This is a genomic window from Sphingomonas epibiotica (assembly GCF_039615155.1).
Taxonomy (GTDB): domain Bacteria; phylum Pseudomonadota; class Alphaproteobacteria; order Sphingomonadales; family Sphingomonadaceae; genus Sphingomonas.
This window is the reverse complement of sequence record NZ_JBDGHY010000002.1, coordinates 428,595-445,583: the sequence shown is the minus strand read 5'-3', so window position 1 is coordinate 445,583 and position 16,989 is coordinate 428,595. Positions and strand designations below refer to the sequence as shown.

15 protein-coding genes are annotated in these 16,989 nt (G+C 66.8%); 9 read left to right on the top strand and 6 right to left on the bottom strand.

Going from position 1 to position 16,989, the window contains the following annotated elements:
• Positions 1–153 precede the first annotated feature (153 nt).
• Entirely contained in the window at positions 154–1,791 is a 1,638-nt protein-coding gene (locus AAIO73_RS05855) for an AmpG family muropeptide MFS transporter (protein ID WP_345876795.1), read from the bottom strand.
• 302 nt (positions 1,792–2,093) lie between these two features.
• Entirely contained in the window at positions 2,094–2,528 is a 435-nt protein-coding gene (locus tag AAIO73_RS05850) for a response regulator (protein ID WP_345876794.1), read from the bottom strand.
• 116 nt (positions 2,529–2,644) lie between these two features.
• On the opposite strand from AAIO73_RS05850, the gene AAIO73_RS05845 reads away from it, so the two are divergent.
• The 3 genes from AAIO73_RS05845 to AAIO73_RS05835 all read left to right on the top strand — a co-directional run bounded on the left by AAIO73_RS05845 (position 2,645) and on the right by AAIO73_RS05835 (position 5,983).
• A complete protein-coding gene (locus AAIO73_RS05845; RefSeq protein WP_345876906.1) occupies positions 2,645–4,174 on the top strand; it encodes a pseudouridine synthase in 1,530 nt (509 codons plus the stop codon).
• A complete protein-coding gene (gene rsmD / locus AAIO73_RS05840; protein ID WP_345876793.1) occupies positions 4,174–4,728 on the top strand; it encodes a 16S rRNA (guanine(966)-N(2))-methyltransferase RsmD in 555 nt (184 codons plus the stop codon). Before AAIO73_RS05845 ends, rsmD begins: the two co-directional genes overlap by 1 nt.
• A gap of 67 nt (positions 4,729–4,795) precedes the next feature.
• Positions 4,796–5,983, top strand: a complete 1,188-nt coding sequence (locus AAIO73_RS05835) for a GGDEF domain-containing protein (RefSeq protein WP_345876792.1) — start codon at positions 4,796–4,798, stop codon at positions 5,981–5,983.
• A 2-nt stretch (positions 5,984–5,985) separates the two neighbouring features.
• Here AAIO73_RS05835 and AAIO73_RS05830 read toward each other — a convergent pair whose 3' ends face one another.
• Both AAIO73_RS05830 and AAIO73_RS05825 read right to left on the bottom strand, forming a co-directional pair.
• Positions 5,986–7,251 (bottom strand): MFS transporter, encoded by a 1,266-nt coding sequence (locus AAIO73_RS05830; protein ID WP_345876791.1) that lies wholly within the window; start codon positions 7,249–7,251, stop codon positions 5,986–5,988.
• 116 nt (positions 7,252–7,367) lie between these two features.
• Positions 7,368–7,670: a UrcA family protein gene (locus AAIO73_RS05825; protein ID WP_345876790.1), complete on the bottom strand. Its 303-nt coding sequence runs from the start codon at positions 7,668–7,670 to the stop codon at positions 7,368–7,370.
• A gap of 192 nt (positions 7,671–7,862) precedes the next feature.
• On the opposite strand from AAIO73_RS05825, the gene AAIO73_RS05820 reads away from it, so the two are divergent.
• The 6 genes from AAIO73_RS05820 (at position 7,863) to AAIO73_RS05795 (ending at position 15,043) form a co-directional block, all read left to right on the top strand.
• Positions 7,863–10,139 (top strand): ATP-dependent helicase, encoded by a 2,277-nt coding sequence (locus tag AAIO73_RS05820; protein WP_345876789.1) that lies wholly within the window; start codon positions 7,863–7,865, stop codon positions 10,137–10,139.
• 103 nt (positions 10,140–10,242) lie between these two features.
• Positions 10,243–10,434 (top strand): hypothetical protein, encoded by a 192-nt coding sequence (locus AAIO73_RS05815; protein WP_345876788.1) that lies wholly within the window; start codon positions 10,243–10,245, stop codon positions 10,432–10,434.
• 84 nt (positions 10,435–10,518) lie between these two features.
• The gene (locus tag AAIO73_RS05810; protein WP_345876905.1) at positions 10,519–11,346 is read left to right on the top strand and encodes an alpha/beta fold hydrolase; all 828 of its coding nucleotides are present in this window, start codon (positions 10,519–10,521) and stop codon (positions 11,344–11,346) included.
• A gap of 180 nt (positions 11,347–11,526) precedes the next feature.
• Positions 11,527–12,855 (top strand): MFS transporter, encoded by a 1,329-nt coding sequence (locus AAIO73_RS05805; RefSeq protein ID WP_345876787.1) that lies wholly within the window; start codon positions 11,527–11,529, stop codon positions 12,853–12,855.
• Positions 12,852–13,772 carry a cysteine synthase A gene (cysK, locus tag AAIO73_RS05800; protein WP_345876786.1) on the top strand — a complete coding sequence of 307 codons (921 nt, stop codon included), beginning with the start codon at positions 12,852–12,854 and terminating at the stop codon, positions 13,770–13,772. The genes AAIO73_RS05805 and cysK overlap by 4 nt, the downstream gene beginning before the upstream one ends.
• Positions 13,769–15,043: a cell wall hydrolase gene (locus AAIO73_RS05795; RefSeq protein WP_345876785.1), complete on the top strand. Its 1,275-nt coding sequence runs from the start codon at positions 13,769–13,771 to the stop codon at positions 15,041–15,043. Before cysK ends, AAIO73_RS05795 begins: the two co-directional genes overlap by 4 nt.
• Here the strand turns inward: AAIO73_RS05795 and AAIO73_RS05790 are convergent.
• Positions 15,032–16,453 (bottom strand): PH domain-containing protein, encoded by a 1,422-nt coding sequence (locus AAIO73_RS05790; protein WP_345876784.1) that lies wholly within the window; start codon positions 16,451–16,453, stop codon positions 15,032–15,034. The two genes, AAIO73_RS05795 and AAIO73_RS05790, sit on opposite strands and share 12 nt — an antisense overlap.
• A complete protein-coding gene (locus AAIO73_RS05785; protein WP_345876783.1) occupies positions 16,450–16,929 on the bottom strand; it encodes a PH domain-containing protein in 480 nt (159 codons plus the stop codon). The genes AAIO73_RS05790 and AAIO73_RS05785 overlap by 4 nt, the downstream gene beginning before the upstream one ends.
• Positions 16,930–16,989: the final 60 nt, after the last annotated feature.

Below are 16,989 nucleotides of genomic sequence, written 5' to 3'. Positions count from 1 at the left end.
AGTTGCGTCCGCCGCGATAGCGGCTCTCCGTCCGAAGGCAACCGAAAGGGAAAGAGGCTTCGCCGGATCGATACCATCTGCCGGGTCCGCAACCTCTCTGCGCCTCTGCGCAAACCACTTTCTTCTTGAACTTCGCGTCTCCGCGCCTTCGGGTCAATTGGCGCGCGCAAGCTCCCGCTTCCACCGCACCCATTCGAGCAGCACGAACGCCACCGCGACCAGCCCCAGTGCGGCGGTGAAGCGGAAGACCGGGGCATAGCCCATTTGCTCGACCGCTTCGCCCAAGCCAGCCCGGCCAAGCGAGCCGACCAGCAATGTCAGCGACGACAGCAGCGCATACTGGACCGCGCTATGTTCCTTGCTGGCGATCGAGGAAAGATAGGCGACGAACGCCGCGCCGGCCAAACCGCCGGCGATATTCTCGCCCGAGATCGCGACCATCAGCCGCATCATCCGCGCATCGACGCCGAGGTTCAGCAACCCGGTCGCCCCGGCCACCACGTCGATCACCGGTGCGCCCGATGCCAGATCGGCATAGAGCAGGTTGCTCGCCGCCGCGACGATCGCGCCGATCAGCAGCGTCGGCATCCGCCCCAGCACCGCGAACAGGATGCCGCCCAGCGACACCCCGACGATGGTCATGCCGACGCCGAAAATCTTGGAAGCGAAGGCAACCTCGGCATTCGTGTACTGCAACTCCTCGAGATAGAAAGGATAGGCGAACGGCCCCCAGATCGAATCGCACAGCCGGTAGCTGAGGATCAGCCCGAGCACGATGACCGCACCGAACCCAAGCCGCCCGACCAGTTCGGACAGCGGCAGGATGAGTGCGCGATAGCCATGTTCGATAATGCCGGGCGTCGGTGCCGCAGCCCCGTCGCGGTTCCAGCCGAGCCATTCCGCCAGTTGCGCCTGCCGGTTGAGCCATGCCGCGACCAGCGCCGGCACGACGACGGTGACGACGATGATCCATGGCCCGGTCAGCCGGGTGAAATCGCCGACGCTGGGCGGGGTTTCGCCCGGCGCAACGTTCAGAACGCGGACCATGAACGCGCCGATGGTGACGATCGCCCAGCCCCAGCACAGGCCCACGATGACCAGGCCGGTCCGCTTGTCGCGGGTGCTTGGGCCCACTGCGCCGCCTATGTGCCGCTCGACGTCCGGACGCGGTGTGTCGGGCGCGAACAGCGTCGCGACCAGCAACGCCGCCATGAACGCGCCCATCACCGCATAGACCAGCGGCCAGGTGATCGCATCGGCCAGCACCAGCGCCAGCGCACCGCCGATCAGCGTGGCGATGCGATAGCCGAGTTGATAGATTGACGAGAGGATGCCGAGAGTCGCGCGTTCGTCAGCGACGTCGATTCGCCAGGCATCGATCACCGTATCCTGCGTCGCTGCCGCGAACGCGCCGATCACCGCAACCAGCGCGAACCAGCCGATGGCAACTGCCGGATCGCTGGCCGACAGGGTGAGGAAGGTCACGACCAGCACCGCCTGACATAGCAGCAGCCACGACTTGCGCCGCCCGAAGCGTTCGAGCAGCGGCAGGCGCAGCCGGTCGACGACCGGCGACCACAGGAACTTGAACGCCGCTATCAACCCGATCCACGACAACAGCCCGATGGTGGCGAGGTTGATCTTCGCCTCCGCCAGCCATGCGTTAAGCGTGCCGAGCAACAGGGTGAAGGGCAGCCCGGCGGCAAGGCCGAACGCGAACATCGCCGCCGTCTTGCGATTGCCCAGCCCCATACGGATAAGCGCCAGCCCCTTGGGCGCGGCTTCGGTCATGCAAGTCCTCCAGGAAGGGGCGCGACCGTAGATGCGGTTGGCGATGGCGGCAAGGTGAACCAACGGTCTTTGGGCGCGCCGACTTCCTACCGACCCGTTTGTCCTGAGTAGCTGTTGAGCCTGTCGAAACAGCGTATCTAAGGACCGTTGTTGGCAGGTGCTTCGATACGGGTCTTCGACAAGCTCAGCCCCTACTCAGCACGAACGAAGGGCACCATGACTGCCGCGAGCCTCGCTTATCACGCATTCAAGATGCGGTTACCATGGTGGCTGACGCCAAAGCGGTAAAGAAGGTAGCTCCCCTACGCCGCCGTGCGAAACAGGTTGAACCCGCTCGGTAACCGGCGCGGCAGTTTGGCGCCGCCGATCACCGCGTCTATCGCGTCGATTGCGCTCAGCAGATCCTTTTGCGGATAGGGTTTGCTAAGGCACCCGGCGGCGAAGACCTGCGCTTCCTGCGGGCAGGCACCGGTGACAAGCAGCACCGGCATGCCGCGTTCATGTGCCGATCGCGCCACGTCCAGCCCGCTGCCATCCGACAGGTTGATGTCGACCAGTATCAGATCGAGATCGCGCCCGGATTCGAGCGTCGCCAGCGCGGCCGCCACCGTGTCGACCGTCGCCGCGATCTCGAAACCCGAAGCCCCAAGGAAATGTTCGGTGTCGAACGCGACCAAGGGTTCGTCCTCGACGACCAGGATCCGGTTGATGTGCCGCTTCTTGCGCCCGAACAACATTGCCCCACTCGCTTTCCACCGGGATGCTTACAGCTTATACGAACGCACAAACTCGCGAAGGCGACGAAGGAACCGCTTCGGCTGAAACTTTCGTCACATCGCCGCAAACGGATACCCTGACCATCGTTACCCCCCCCAAATCCGCGACCGATTCCCCCCGCGAAGGCCAGCGAATCGCCAAGCTGCTGGCGCGTGCCGGCGTCGCATCGCGCCGCGACATCGAACGCATGATCGCCGCCGGTCGCGTCGCGCTGGACGGCGTCGTCCTCGAAACGCCCGCGACCATCCTGCCCAACCTCAAGGGCGTCACCGTCGATGGCGCGCCCGTTGCCGCCCCCGAACCGACCAGGCTGTTCCGGTTCCACAAGCCCGCCGGCACGTTGACCGCCGAGCGCGACGGGGCCGGGCGCGAGACGATCTACGACCGGCTGCCCAAGGGGTTGCCGCGCCTAATCCCGGTCGGGCGGCTCGACCTGAATACCGAAGGGTTGTTGCTGATGACCACCGACGGCGAATTGAAGCGCCGTCTGGAACTGCCCGCAACCGGGGTCGAGCGGACCTATCGTGCGCGCGCCTATGGCGAGATCAGCCAGCAGACGCTCGAAGAACTGATGATGGGGATCGAGATCGAGGGCGTGCGCTATGGCCCGATCAACGCCAATCTCGAACGGCGCACCGGCACCAATACGTGGATCGAGATGACGCTGACCGAGGGCAAGAACCGCGAGGTTCGCCGCGTGCTCGAACATCTGGGGCTGAAGGTGTCGCGCCTGATCCGTACGCGCTACGGCCCCTTCTTCCTCGAAGACCTGCCCGAGGGCGAGGTGGACGAGATCAAGCAGCATGAACTGGTCGCGTTCCGCAAGACGCTGGCCAACAGGCCGACCAGCAAGCCGACCCCCGAGGGGGCAGATCCGGCGGCGCTGAAGGCATGGAAGCGCGCGACGCCGTTGCCGCGTCCCGAACCGGTGGCGACGTCGCGCTTCGACGAACGGCGACCCCGGACCGAACGCGACGGGCAACGGTCGGGCTTCAGCGGCCGCCGCCCCGATCGCGACGGTCCGGGCCGCCCGCAGGGCGGCGGCGAGCGGGGCAGCTTCGGCGGACGTCCGCAAGGCGATGGCGAACGGCGTAGTTTCGGTTCGCGGCCACAGGGCGACGCCGAACGGCGCAGCTTCGGCACGCAGCCGGAACGCGCCGGTTTCGGCGATCGACCGCGCAGCCCGGACCAGCGCCGGGTAGGCCCGCGCACCCATGCGACCGAGCGGCCGGTCGAACGGCGCGACGGCTTCGACCCGTTGACGCAGGCCGGGCAGACGCCCGCCGAACGCCGTCAGCCGGGACTGGGCGACCGGCGGGCCTATGGCGAGCGGCCCGATAATGCCCGCACGCGCCGTGCCGCCGCGCATGCCGATCGGCCGGGCTATGACGGGGTCGCGCGCAAACCGCGCGTCGAGCGCAGCGAGGCCCCACGCGGTCCGGTCGAAAAGCGGATGACGCGCGAACAGGCGGCCGATGCCGACCGGGCGAGCTTCGTCGACCGGCCGAAGCGCAAGCCGACCGGCTGGGCCAAGGCTACCCCTTCGACCAAACCAGGCAAGGGTAAACCCAGGGGCGGCGGCCGTCCGGGCGGGGGCAAGCGCTGATGCGGGTCATATCGGGGATGTGGCGCGGCCGTCCGATCGTCGCGCCGAAGGGCGATGCGACCCGGCCCACCGCCGACCGGACCCGCGAGGCGCTGTTCTCGATGCTGGCCAGCCGGGTCGGCAGCTTCGAGGAACTGGCGGTCGCCGATTTGTTCGCCGGATCGGGCGCGCTGGGGATCGAGGCATTGTCGCGCGGCGCCGCGACCTGTCTGTTCGTCGAACAGGACCGGGCAGCGCTCGACGCGCTGCGCGCCAATCTGACCAAGCTAGACGCGGCGGGCGGCGACGTGCGTGCGACCTCGGTGCTGGCGCTGGGCCCCGCCCCGCGTCCGCTCGACATCGTCATGATGGACCCGCCCTATGGCAGCGGCGCCGGCGCGGTGGCGGCGGACAAGCTGGCGCGGCTCGGCTGGATCGGGCCGGCGACGTGGGTCAGCATCGAAACCGCCAAGGCCGAGCCGATCGACCTGCCCCGCTTCACGGTCAATGCCGAGCGTGTCTATGGCAAGGCCAAGATAACGCTATTGCGACTTGCTATGAACGACGGGGATTGACGGACCGGCGCGTTCGCGGCGAAGATCGCTCGCAGACGCGGCAAAGACGGATACCGGACAAGCAAGGATGGATAGTGCGGTCTACGCCCTGATCGTCAATGCGGTCGTCGCGGGTCTGTTTGCGGTAACGTTCGCGATCATCCGCCTGTCCTATCCGGGACAGCGTTACGTCACCTATTTCGCGCTGACCTATCTGATCGGCGGGCTGACGCCACTCAGCGAGCTGGGCGTCCGGCTGACGCCGTTCACCACGCCGTTCATGATGCTCAGCTACGGATCGTTCCTCGTCAGCATAGCGATGCTGCTGCTGGGGCTTGCGCCGATGGCGGGGCGGCGGCGGCCATGGGGAGCGTTCGGGCTGCTGATCCTGTGTGGCGCGCTGCTGCGGGCGGCGATCTGGGACGGTCCGCGCAACGAGCTGTGGTACGAGCTGGCGTTCCAGTCACCCTTCATGGTCGGATCGGGGATGGCGACGGTCATCGCGGTGGACGCGGTGCGGCGCCGACGCGACCCGTTATGGCTTGCGCTAGGCATCGCCCTGGCGCTGATGACGACCTATTTCATCATCAAGCCGCTGTTCGCGGCGGCGTTTGGATCCGGCGCGACGCCGATCGCCTATGCCGCGAGCAGCTATGCCTTGCTGTCGCAATCGGTCGGCGGGATGCTGATCGTGACCGTCGGGTTGCTCGTCCTGTTGCTCGTCGTTCAGGCGGCGATGGGACGGACGATCGCCGAATCGGAGACCGATCCGCTGACCGGCATCGCCAACCGGCGTGGATTCGACCGGCGGGCACAGGCGATGATGGCCGATGCCCGCGCGCGCGAGCAACCGATGGCGGCGATCCTGTTCGATCTCGACCATTTCAAGCGGGTCAACGACAGTTACGGCCATGCCACCGGCGACGCGGTACTGCGCGCCTTTGCCCGGATCCTGTCCGATCGCCTGCCCGCGAGCGCGGCGGTCGGCCGTCTGGGCGGGGAGGAATTCGTCGCACTGCTCGAACGCACGACGCTGCGCGGGGCGTGGCTGAGCGCGCAGACGGTGCGGACGGCGTTATCGGAAACCGCATCGCATCTGCCGGCGGTGACGATCAGCGCCGGACTGGCGGTGCTGGAACCAGTGGACACGATCGACAGCCTGCTGGAGCGCGCCGATCGCGCCGCCTATGCCGCCAAGGATGCCGGTCGCAATTGCATCCGGCCGGTCCCCGATCCGGTCGCCGTCGAACCGCAGCGGGCCAGCCGCGCGGGCTGACGTCAGCGCGCGCGCGGAACCAGGGCGAGACCGATCAGGCTGGCTACCCCTGCCCCGGCCAGCACCATGCCGACCGACCACAGGCCGTAATCGATCGACAGCGCCTGGGCGATACTGGGGGTCAGCCCGCCGCCAATCACGCCGCCGATATTGAACCCCATCGACGCACCGGTATAGCGCACGCGCGCCGGGAACAGCGCGGGCAGCCACGCGCCGAGCGGGCCATAGACGAAGCCCATCATCAGCAGCGCGAACGACAGCCACGCGCCGATGACGAACAATGATCCTCCGCCGATCATCGGTCCGAGCAGGCCGCCCGCCAGCACCACGCCGAAACAACCGCCCGCCAGCACCCGCGTCGGCGTCGAACGGTCCGACAGCCAACCGGCTAGCGCGATACCCAGCGCCATGAACAGGATCGCGACCAGCTGTGTCTGCAGGAACGCGCCGCGCGAATAGCCGAGCGTGGTGGTGCCATAGCCGAGTACGAAGGTCGTCGCGATGTAATAGAGCGCGAAACAGGCGATCACGCCGAAGGTGCCAGCCAGCGTCGCGCGCAAATGGCTGCCGGCCAGTTCGGCGATCGGGACGCTCGGCGGCGCTTCATGCGCCAGTGCCTGCGCAAAGGCGGGAGTTTCGGTTAGTTTAACCCGGACCCACAGACCCAGCCCGACCAGCGCGACGCTGAACAGGAACGGCAGGCGCCAACCCCAGGCGAGAAAATCGGCCTCGGAAAGGGTCAGCCCGAGGAGCAGAAACAGTCCGTTGGCGGCGATGAAGCCGACCGGCGCGCCGAGTTGCGGGACCATGCCAAAACGTCCGCGCCAGCCGGGCGGCGCATTCTCGACCGCAAGCAGCGCCGCCCCGCCCCATTCACCGCCCAGCCCCAGCCCCTGTGCGAACCGCAACGTGCACAGCAGCAGCGGCGCAACCCAGCCCACCTGTGCATAGGTCGGCAGGAACGCGATCAGCAGGGTCGAACCACCCATCAGCATCAACGACGCGACCAGCGTCGACTTGCGGCCGAGCCGGTCGCCGAAATGGCCGAATACCACCGCGCCCAGCGGCCGCGCGACGAAGGCGAGACCGATCGACAGATAGCTGGCCATCAACTGGGCGGACGCACTTTCGGACGGAAAGAACAGCGATCCGAAGACGAGGGTCGCCGCGGTCGCATAGATATAGAAGTCGTAGAATTCGACCGAGGTGCCGATCAGGCTGGCGATCAGGATGCGGCGATGGGCCAGCATGGGGCGGAGGCTTGTCATGCCCCCGCCTAACGATTTGGCATCGTTGCGCAAGAAGGTTTCCCGAACACGCAACGCTACGCAACTATTCATATAGCCGCCCCCGGCACCGTGGCCGGGGTGACGAACCGCACTCTTTACTTCGCGCTGGCGACCGTCACCGGCTGCAACTGCGCGACCCGGACCTGACCGTCGCGGTGCATTTCGGCACGGCAGCGGTTTTCGTCGGCAATCCGGCGCAGGCCGAACGCGTTCGAACGACAGGCCTTGAGCGACGCACGGTCGATACGCGCGTCGAGCACGCGACGGTCTTCGGCCTTGGTCAGGTCCAGTCCGGCATAGGACACGCGAGCCGAGACGGTTTCGCGCTCCTCGGCATGGGCGACGGACGTCAGACACGCGAAAGCGGTCGCCGCGAGGGCGACGATACGGATGGTCATGATGGTAGCTCCTGCGAATTCGGTGCCCGTCGCGGCAGCAGTCGTCCACGAATCGGACGCCGCCGTCCGCCGGCAACGCGCTGCTAGACCGAAATTGTTGCAACGCAGCGAACCGTCGATGGCGGGACGATGACGGTTCCGAAACAATTTCATTGCTTGTGGCGTCGGGCTTCGTTCCCTACCTGTTCGACGATGTCGCTTGTTCCCACTCCTGCCGATCCGCCCTATCTAAGCGGGCTGAACGAACCACAGCGTGACGCGGTGCTGACTACCGACGGCCCGGTGCTGGTGCTGGCGGGCGCAGGCACCGGCAAGACCGCGGCGCTGACCGCGCGGCTGGCGCATCTGCTCTATACCCGCAAGGCGTACCCGTCCGAAATCCTGTCGGTAACCTTCACCAACAAGGCCGCACGCGAGATGCGCGAGCGCGTCGGGCGGCTGGTCGGCGATATGGTGGAGGGAATGCCGTGGCTCGGCACCTTCCACGCGATCGGTGCCAAGATGCTGCGGCGGCATGCCGAACTGGTCGGATTGCAATCCAACTTCACCATTCTCGATACCGACGACCAGTTGCGGCTGCTCAAGCAATTGATCGTCGCCGCGAACCTCGACGAAAAACGCTGGCCCGCGCGCAGCCTGGCTGGGTTGATCGACGGGTGGAAGAACAAGGGGATGATCCCGGCCGATGTCGATGCCGGGGAAAGCGAACGCTTCGCCAATGGGCGTGGCGGCGAATTGTACCAGCAATATCAGGACCGGCTGAAGGCGGTGAACGCCTGCGATTTCGGTGACCTGCTGCTGCATGTGCTGACGATCCTGCGCACGCATCGCGAGGTGCTGGCGGGGTATCAGCAGCGTTTCCGCTACATCATGGTCGACGAATATCAGGACACCAACAGCGTCCAGTATCTGTGGCTGCGGTTGCTGGCGCAGGAGCGGCGCAACCTGTGCTGCGTCGGCGACGACGACCAGTCGATCTATTCGTGGCGCGGTGCGCAGGTCGAGAATATCCTGCGGTTCGAACGCGACTTTCCAGGCGCGAAGATCGTCCGGCTGGAACAGAATTACCGGTCGACCCCGCATATCCTGGGCGCGGCATCGGGCGTGATCGCGCATAATGGCGGGCGGCTTGGCAAGACGCTGTGGACCGAAACCGATGTCGGCGAGAAGGTCCGCGTCATCGGCGTGTGGGACGGCCCGGAAGAAGCACGCCGCGTCGGCGAGATGGTCGAGCGCGGGCAGCGCGACGGCAAGAATCTCGACCAGTTCGCGATCTTGGTACGCGCGCAGCACCAGACTCGCGAGTTCGAAGAACGTTTTATCGGCATCGGCATGCCGTACCGGATCGTCGGCGGGTTCCGTTTCTACGAACGCGCCGAAATCCGCGATGCCCTGGCCTATCTGCGCGTCGTCAACCAGCCAGCCGACGATCTCGCCTTCGAACGGATCGTCAACGTGCCCAAGCGTGGACTGGGCGACAAGGCGGTGCAGACCGTCCACCGCTACGCCCGCGCCACCGGCACTTCGCTGATGACCGCCGCCGCGCGCATCCTCGACACCGACGAACTGACCGGCGCGGCGCGCAAGTCGCTGGGTCGGCTGGTCGGCGACTTCGCACGCTGGCGCGACATGGCGCAGAGCCTGCCCCATGCCGAACTGGCGCGGCAGTTGCTGGACGAAAGCGGCTATACTGCCATGTATCAGGCGGAAAAGACCGCCGAGGCCGCCGGACGGCTGGAGAATCTGACCGAACTCGTGCGGGCGATGGAGGAATATGAGTCGCTCGGCGCGTTCCTCGAGCATGTCTCGCTGGTCATGGACAATGAGGCGTCGGCCGAGGAGCCAAAGGTCACGATCATGACCATTCACGCCGCGAAGGGGCTGGAATTCGACACGGTGTTCTGTGTCGGCTGGGAAGAAGGGCTGTTCCCGTCGCAACGCTCGCTCGACGAAGGCGGCACGGCGAGCCTCGAGGAGGAACGCCGCCTCGCCTATGTCGCGATCACCCGCGCCCGGCGACTGGCGGTGGTGTTCCATGCCGCCAATCGTCGCATCTACGGCCAGTGGAATTCGTCGTTGCCGTCGCGCTTCGTCGGCGAACTCCCGCCCGAGCATATCGAGACGGAAACCACCATGGCGGGTGGCGAGAGCCTGTGGCGTGCCAATTGGAGCGAGCGGGCCGACCCGTTCGCCGACGTCGCGCGCGGGACGGGGCGCGGTCCGGGCTGGCAGCGCGCCGCGTCGCAGGGGTCGAGCTTCACCACCACTCCGTCGCGGGTGGTCGAGGCGCGCGCGAGCGCGATCAGCCTTGGCAATAAAGGGCGCAGCGATCTGTCGACCGGGCAGCGAGTGTTCCATCAGAAATTCGGCTACGGCACGATCGAGACGATTGAGGGTAACAAGCTGGAAGTACAGTTCGAGACCGCCGGACAGAAACGGGTGCTCGACAGTTTTGTGACGCCAGGTTGATGTGTTGATGCGCGGCGAAGCCGTGCTTAACGTATGTCAGCGACCCGATTTCCAGCTTGCTATATTGTTCGACCGGCAAACTACGGACCGTCAGGAGGTTCCGATGTCGATTATCGACAATACCGAATATTACCGTCGCCGGCTGGACGAGGCCCGGACGCGTGCCGACAGCGCGTTGCTTCCGGAGGTGCGGCGCGTCCATCGCGAAATGGCGGAACGCTACTCGGTGATGTTGCAGGATGCCGAGCGCGGCCGACTCGCGCCGCCGGTGCTGGGGATCGTTCCGCGCGATTGACGCAGCGTACGAAGGCGCGGCGACAGGCAACCCCCGCGCATGTCGGTCGTTCAGGTCGGGCAATTTCCGGACAAGGAACGATCGATGCCCTATGTGAAGACCCGCGACGGTACCAACCTGTTCGTAAAGGATTGGGGACAGGGGCGCCCGGTCATTCTGATCCATGGCTGGCCGCTATCGGCCGATAGCTGGGACCCGCAGGCAATGGCGCTGACCGATGCCGGATATCGGGTAATCGCCTATGACCGACGCGGATTCGGCCGGTCGGATCAGCCCTGGTCGGGCTACGACTATGACAGCCTGTCCGACGATCTGGCCGATGTAATGGCCGAAACCGGCGTCAACGACGACGCGGCGCTGATCGGCTTCTCGATGGGCGGAGGCGAGGTCGCGCGCTACATGTCGCGCCATGGCGGTAAGGGCGTCAGCCGGGTCGGTTTCATCGGATCGGTCGTGCCGTTCATGCTGCAGACCGACGACAATCCCGACGGCGTGCCGCAGGACCAGCTTCAGGAGATCGCCGACAATATCAAGGCCGATCGACCGAAATTCTTCCGCACTTTCTTCGACCAGTTTTACGGGGTCGGCTTCATCACCAGCCCGGTCAGCGAAGAGGTGCTCGACCTGTCGTGGAACACGGCGATGCTCGCGGGGCTGAAGCCGACGCTGGCCTGCGCCGAGTCGTTCGGGACCACCGACTTCCGCCCCGACCTGCCGTCGGTCAATGTGCCGACGCTGATCATCCACGGAACTTCCGACCAGACCGTGCCGATCGACGCCACCGGCCGCGCACTGGCAAAGGCGCTGCCGAATGCCGAACTGATCGAATATGATGGCGCCCCGCATGGGCTGTTCGCGACCGAGAGCGACAGGCTGACCGACGACCTGCTGTCGTTCCTCGGGCGGCGGTAACGACCGACGTCGTCCCGGCGCAGGCCGGGATCCATGAACACGTCCGGCATCGATCAACCGATCTCGGGCATGTCCATGGATTCCGGCTTTCGCCGGAATGACGATGCCAAAGCCCAAACCAATACCCCCCAAGCCGATCTGCATTGCCCCGGCCCAACAGCGGACCTAAACCCCCACCCCATGTCCGCGTCCCCGCACCCCTTCGCCATCCCGGCGTTTCGCGCCTATTTCCTCGCCCGGCTGTCGAACACGCTGGCGCAGATCGCGATGGTCGTCGTCATCGGATGGCAGGTGTACGACATCGCGCGTGAAACGATGACGATCCGGCAATCGGCGTTTCAGCTGGGGTTGATCGGGGTGGCGCAGTTTTTGCCGCTGCTTGTCCTGTCCCTGGTAGCGGGTTGGGTCGCCGACCGGATCGACCGGCGCTGGATCGCGCGCGGATCGGTTGCGCTGGAGGGAAGCTGCGCGCTGCTGCTCGCCTGGCTGACCTATAGCGGCGGCATCACCCTGCCCTGGCTGTTCTTCGTCGCGGCAATGCTGGGCGTCGCGCGCGCCTTTGCCGGGCCGGCGTTGCAGGCGCTTGCCCCCAATCTAGTCCCCGCAGCCGTATTGCCGACGGCGATCGCGATGAGTTCGATCGCGTGGCAGGGCGGATCGGTGCTGGGGCCGGCGATGGGCGGCTATCTCTATGCCGCCGGCCATTACGTCCCCTATGCGGTGTCGGCCGGGCTGTTCCTGTTCGGCCTAGCCATGCTGTTCCTGATCCCGCCGATCCCGCGCGCGGTGATCGCCGGGAAGGCCAATCCGTGGCGACAGATGCTCGACGGCCTGTCCTATGTCAGGCGTAACCGGTTGGTATTCGGTGCGATCTCGCTCGACCTGTTCGCGGTGCTGCTGGGTGGGGCGACAGCGATGCTGCCCATCTATGCCCGTGACATCCTGCAGATCGGCGCGGACGGCCTTGGGCATTTGCGCGCCGCGCCAGCACTTGGCGCGGTGGTCGTCGCCGCGGTGTTCGCGGTGAAGCCGTTGTCGAAGGAGGTCGGCGCCAAGATGCTGTTGTCGGTCATGGGCTTCGGCGCCGCCACCGCGCTGTTCGGCCTGTCCGCGCCGCTGCTGCTCCCGCTATTCGGGCAGGCGGCGATCGGCAGCGACTTTGCGCCTGCCGTGCTGCTGGCGCTCGCCGCGCTGTTCGTAGTCGGGGCGACCGACATGGTTTCGGTCTATGTCCGCCAATCGCTGATCCAGCTGCACACGCCGGACGCGATGCGCGGACGGGTCGGTGCGGTGTCGACACTGTTCGTATCGGGTTCGAACGAACTGGGCGAGGCGCGCTCGGGCTTCCTCGCGGCGCTGGTCGGGCCGGTCGTGGCCGTCGCGGGCGGCGGGGTGTTGGCGATCGGCGTCACCATGCTCTGGTCGAAACTCTTCCCCGAACTGCGCGCCGCGCGTAGCTTCACGCCCCCCAAAGATCTCGAAGTCACGGCTAAGGAGACCCAGCCATGAAGGCCGATACCATCCTGCAAACGATCGGGAATACGCCGCATATCCGCGTCCGCCGGCTGTTCGGCGATGCCGAGGTCTGGATCAAGTCCGAACGGTCGAACCCGGGCGGGTCGATCAAGGACCGCATCGCGCTGGCCATGATCGAGGCGGCCGAAGCATCGGGCGACCTGAAACCGGGCGGCACGATCATCGAACCGACCAGCGGCAACACCGGGGTCGGGCTGGCGATGGTCGCGGCGGTCAAGGGATATAAGTTGATCCTCGTCATGCCCGAAAGCATGAGCATCGAGCGCCGCCGTCTGATGCTGGCCTATGGCGCGACCTTCGACCTGACCCCGCGCGAAAAGGGGATGAAGGGCGCGATCGAGCGCGCACATGAACTCGCAGCCGAGACGCCGGACGCGTGGATCCCGCAGCAGTTCGAGAACCCTGCGAACATCGACGTCCATGTCCGTACCACGGCACAGGAAATCCTGAACGACTTCGCCGATGCGCCGATCGACGTCATCATTACCGGCGTCGGCACCGGCGGCCATATCACCGGCGTCGCCGAGACGCTGAAGGCGCAGTGGCCGAACCTGAAGGTCTATGCGGTCGAACCCGACCTTTCGCCGGTCATTTCGGGCGGCCAGCCGGGTCCGCACCCGATCCAGGGCATCGGTGCGGGCTTCGTCCCCGCCAACCTCCACACCCGCGCGATCGATGGCGTCATCAAGGTCGATGCCGGCGTGGCCAAGGACATGGCACGACGATCGGCGCGCGAAGAGGGCATGCTGGTCGGCATATCGTCGGGGGCGACGCTGGCGGCGATTTTGCAAAAGCTGCCCGACCTGCCCGATGGCGTCCGCGTCCTCGGCTTCAACTACGACACCGGCGAACGCTATCTGTCGGTCCCCGACTTCCTGCCCGAACAATGAGCGACGCGGCGGTGGTCGAACGGAGCAGGATCGGCAGCGGATCGATCGCGATCAATGGCGTCCTCGTGGCGCTGTCGGTCGCGGCGGTCGCCGTGCCCGCGATCCTGATCCGGTCGACCCCGCCGATCCGCGCTGCCGCACAACAGACGGAGCAACCGCGGCAGGCGGCGGCGCCGTCGCCTGAAGCGCCCCCTCCCCCGGTCGAACCGATCGAATATCGTGCGCTGGAGCCGGACGACGCCCGTGCCTTCAATGCGAAGGTGCCGTTCGTCACCGGGCCGAATCCGGCGGCGCGACCGTTCCGCTTTGCCGGCGACGTCGATAACCGTACCCGCGCGACCGACTGCCTCGCCGCCGCCGTCCTCTACGAAGCGGGCGACGACGCGAAGGGGCAGCGTGCGGTCGCGCAGGTCGTGCTCAACCGGCTGCGCCATCCGGCCTTTCCCAAGAGCGTGTGTGGCGTGGTGTTTCAGGGGTCGGAACGGGCCACCGGTTGCCAGTTCACCTTCACCTGCGACGGTGCGCTCGCCCGCGTCTATCCGCAGCCCTTCTGGGACCGCGCGCGCAAGGTCGCGGCGGCGGCGCTGGCCGGCAGTGTCTATGCGCCGGTCGGCTATGCGACGCATTACCATACCGACTGGGTCGTCCCCTATTGGCAGTCGAGCCTGAGCAAGATCGCGGCGGTCGACACGCATCTGTTCTTCCGCTGGGCGGGATGGTGGGGCACGCCGGGCGCATTCCGCCGCATTGTCGGCACCGTCGAGCCGCGCATCGAACAGCTCGCCCCCTATTCACCTGCGCACAAGTTGCCCGAAGTGCTGGCGGTCGAACAGGAAGCGGGCGTGCTGACCGGCAGCTTCGCCCCCGCTGCGCTGCCGCGGCCGAGCAGCGACGATCCGGTCACCTTTCTCGTGCCGTTGGACAGCTTGACCCCCGACAAATGGCCCGCCCTTGCGCAGGCGACCTGTGGCGAGCGGACGCGGTGCAAGTTCCTCGGCTGGCGCGATCCCGCCGCCGTCCCAGCCCGTGCCGGGCTGGCATGGGAGCCGGCCGCGCTCAATACCATGTCGTTCAGCTATCTCCGCGATCGGGGCGCGGGCGTCGAGAAACAGCTGTGGAATTGCCAGCTCGTCTCGCGCCCCGCCGCATCGTGCATGCGCCGCGCCCTGCCCGCCCCGCCCCCCGCGCCGCCCGCCGCCCGCAGCGAGGTGGCACCGCTTTCAGGCGTACGCCGCGCGAGCGATTTGGCTCCCGCACCGTCAGCGGAGTAGGGTCGCGGCCAGCCGCTCGGCATCCTCGATCGCGACATCGACGACGTTCGGCCGGCCCAACCCCTTGGCACCGGCCGTATCGACATGGACGGTCGCCAGCCCTAGCAGCCGCTGCAACACCGACCGCCGCACCGACACCGCCTGAATACGCGCGAGCGGCACGATCCACACCCGTTTGGACAGAACGCCGCGCATCACCTGCAACGTATCGCCGACGATAGCATAACGGTGCCGCCGCCGCGCCAGCAGCGCGAGGGCGACGGGAATCGGCACCAGCAGCAGCGCCAGCCCTGTCAGCGGGAGGAAGAATGTCGTGACGATCACAACGATCAACGGCACCCCGCCGCGCACCATCGCGGTCCGCAGGACGTGGCCGAACGCCACCGGCCGCAGCGGCAGCGGATCGAACGGGGCATAGCCCGCCGCCGCCAGCACGCGCGCAACCTCGTCCTCGCGCGCGAACGGGGCGACGCTCTGCCGTCCGCAGGCATCGTCGCTGCCGCCCAGCGTCTGTAGCCGCAGCCCCGACCAGCCGAGCCGCCCGCTGACCATGCCGCGCTCGATCAGCGCTAGCTGGATACGGCGCAGGCTCACCACGACCTCGGTCCGCGTGGCCAACCCACGGACACGACGCAACCGATCGCCTTCGCGCTCCAACCGGAAGCCATATTCGACTAACATTGTGCGCAGGACGCCGCTGATCGCGCCGACCAGCACCGCGACGACCGCCGCCATCGCCGCGAACAACGGCGTGGCAAGCGCCATCGCCTCCTGCCGAGCGACACCGGCCCAGTCGCGGACATCGACCCAGTTCCATCCGATCACATCGCCGACCTGGTTGAGACCCGCGAACAACAGACCGACCCAGACCAGCGAGAAGCCGAACATCCCCATCATGAGAACGCGCCGGGGCGACATGGCGAACACGATGTCGTGCGCCGGCGCCTCGGGGGCGGCATCGACGGCGACTGACGGCACGGCCCCGCGCAAGACCGCACGGAGCCGCGCCGCTTCGCTCAGCGTCACGCTGTCCAGCGTCGCCTCGTCCGCTTCACCGCCGCCGGTCTCGATCCGCACCCGCGCCAGCCCGAACGGTCGTGCCAGCAACTTTTGGTCGATCGAGACGTCCTGAATTCGTTCGAACGGGATCGACCGGCGCTTGCGATGCAGAACGCCGTCCGCGATCGTCAACGCACCATCGGCGATCGTGTAGGTGAAGGATCGCCACCGTATCCAGGTAAACAGCCCCGCCCCGATCACCAGCGCCGTGACGATGCCGAGCATCACCGCGATACCGGAACGCGATGTGGCCGCGGCGAGTGCGATCAGGCCGGCGACCTGTTGCGGTGCCTTGGTGACGATGCGCAGGACGATGGTGCCGGGATGCAGCCGGCGTGGCCCCTCATTCACCACGGCGATGCTTCGATCGCGCCGCGGATGCGGTCGCGAACCATTTCCGCCTGTTCGCGGGCGAGGCCGGGCACGGTTACCAGACTATGGTCGGTACCGGCGGTGTGCAGGACCAGCGTCGCCACGCCGCAGCCGCGCTCGATCGGCCCCTGGGTCAGGTCGATATGCTGCACCCGTCCGATCGGCACGATGGTATGCACCCGCGTCAACCAGCCATGGGCGATATGCAGTTCGCGTTCGTCGAGCGCGAACCCCCAATGGACGAAGCGACGCGGCGGCGCGATCCCGATCAGCCACAGCGCGATGGCGATCGCCACGGCCCCCGCGATCCCGTTCGGCCAGCCCTGTTGATACAGGATCGCCTCCCCAATACCGCAGACGACCAGGACGATGAGGGCGGCGACCGCCGCCCGCCAGCGCAGGACGGTGACGAACCGCCGGTCGAGCGGCGCAAGCGTAAGGGGCATATGGTCCATGGCAGTGTGATAGGCAGGCAATACGGCGCGCTCAAGCGAATCCGGCGGCGGAGCCCCACG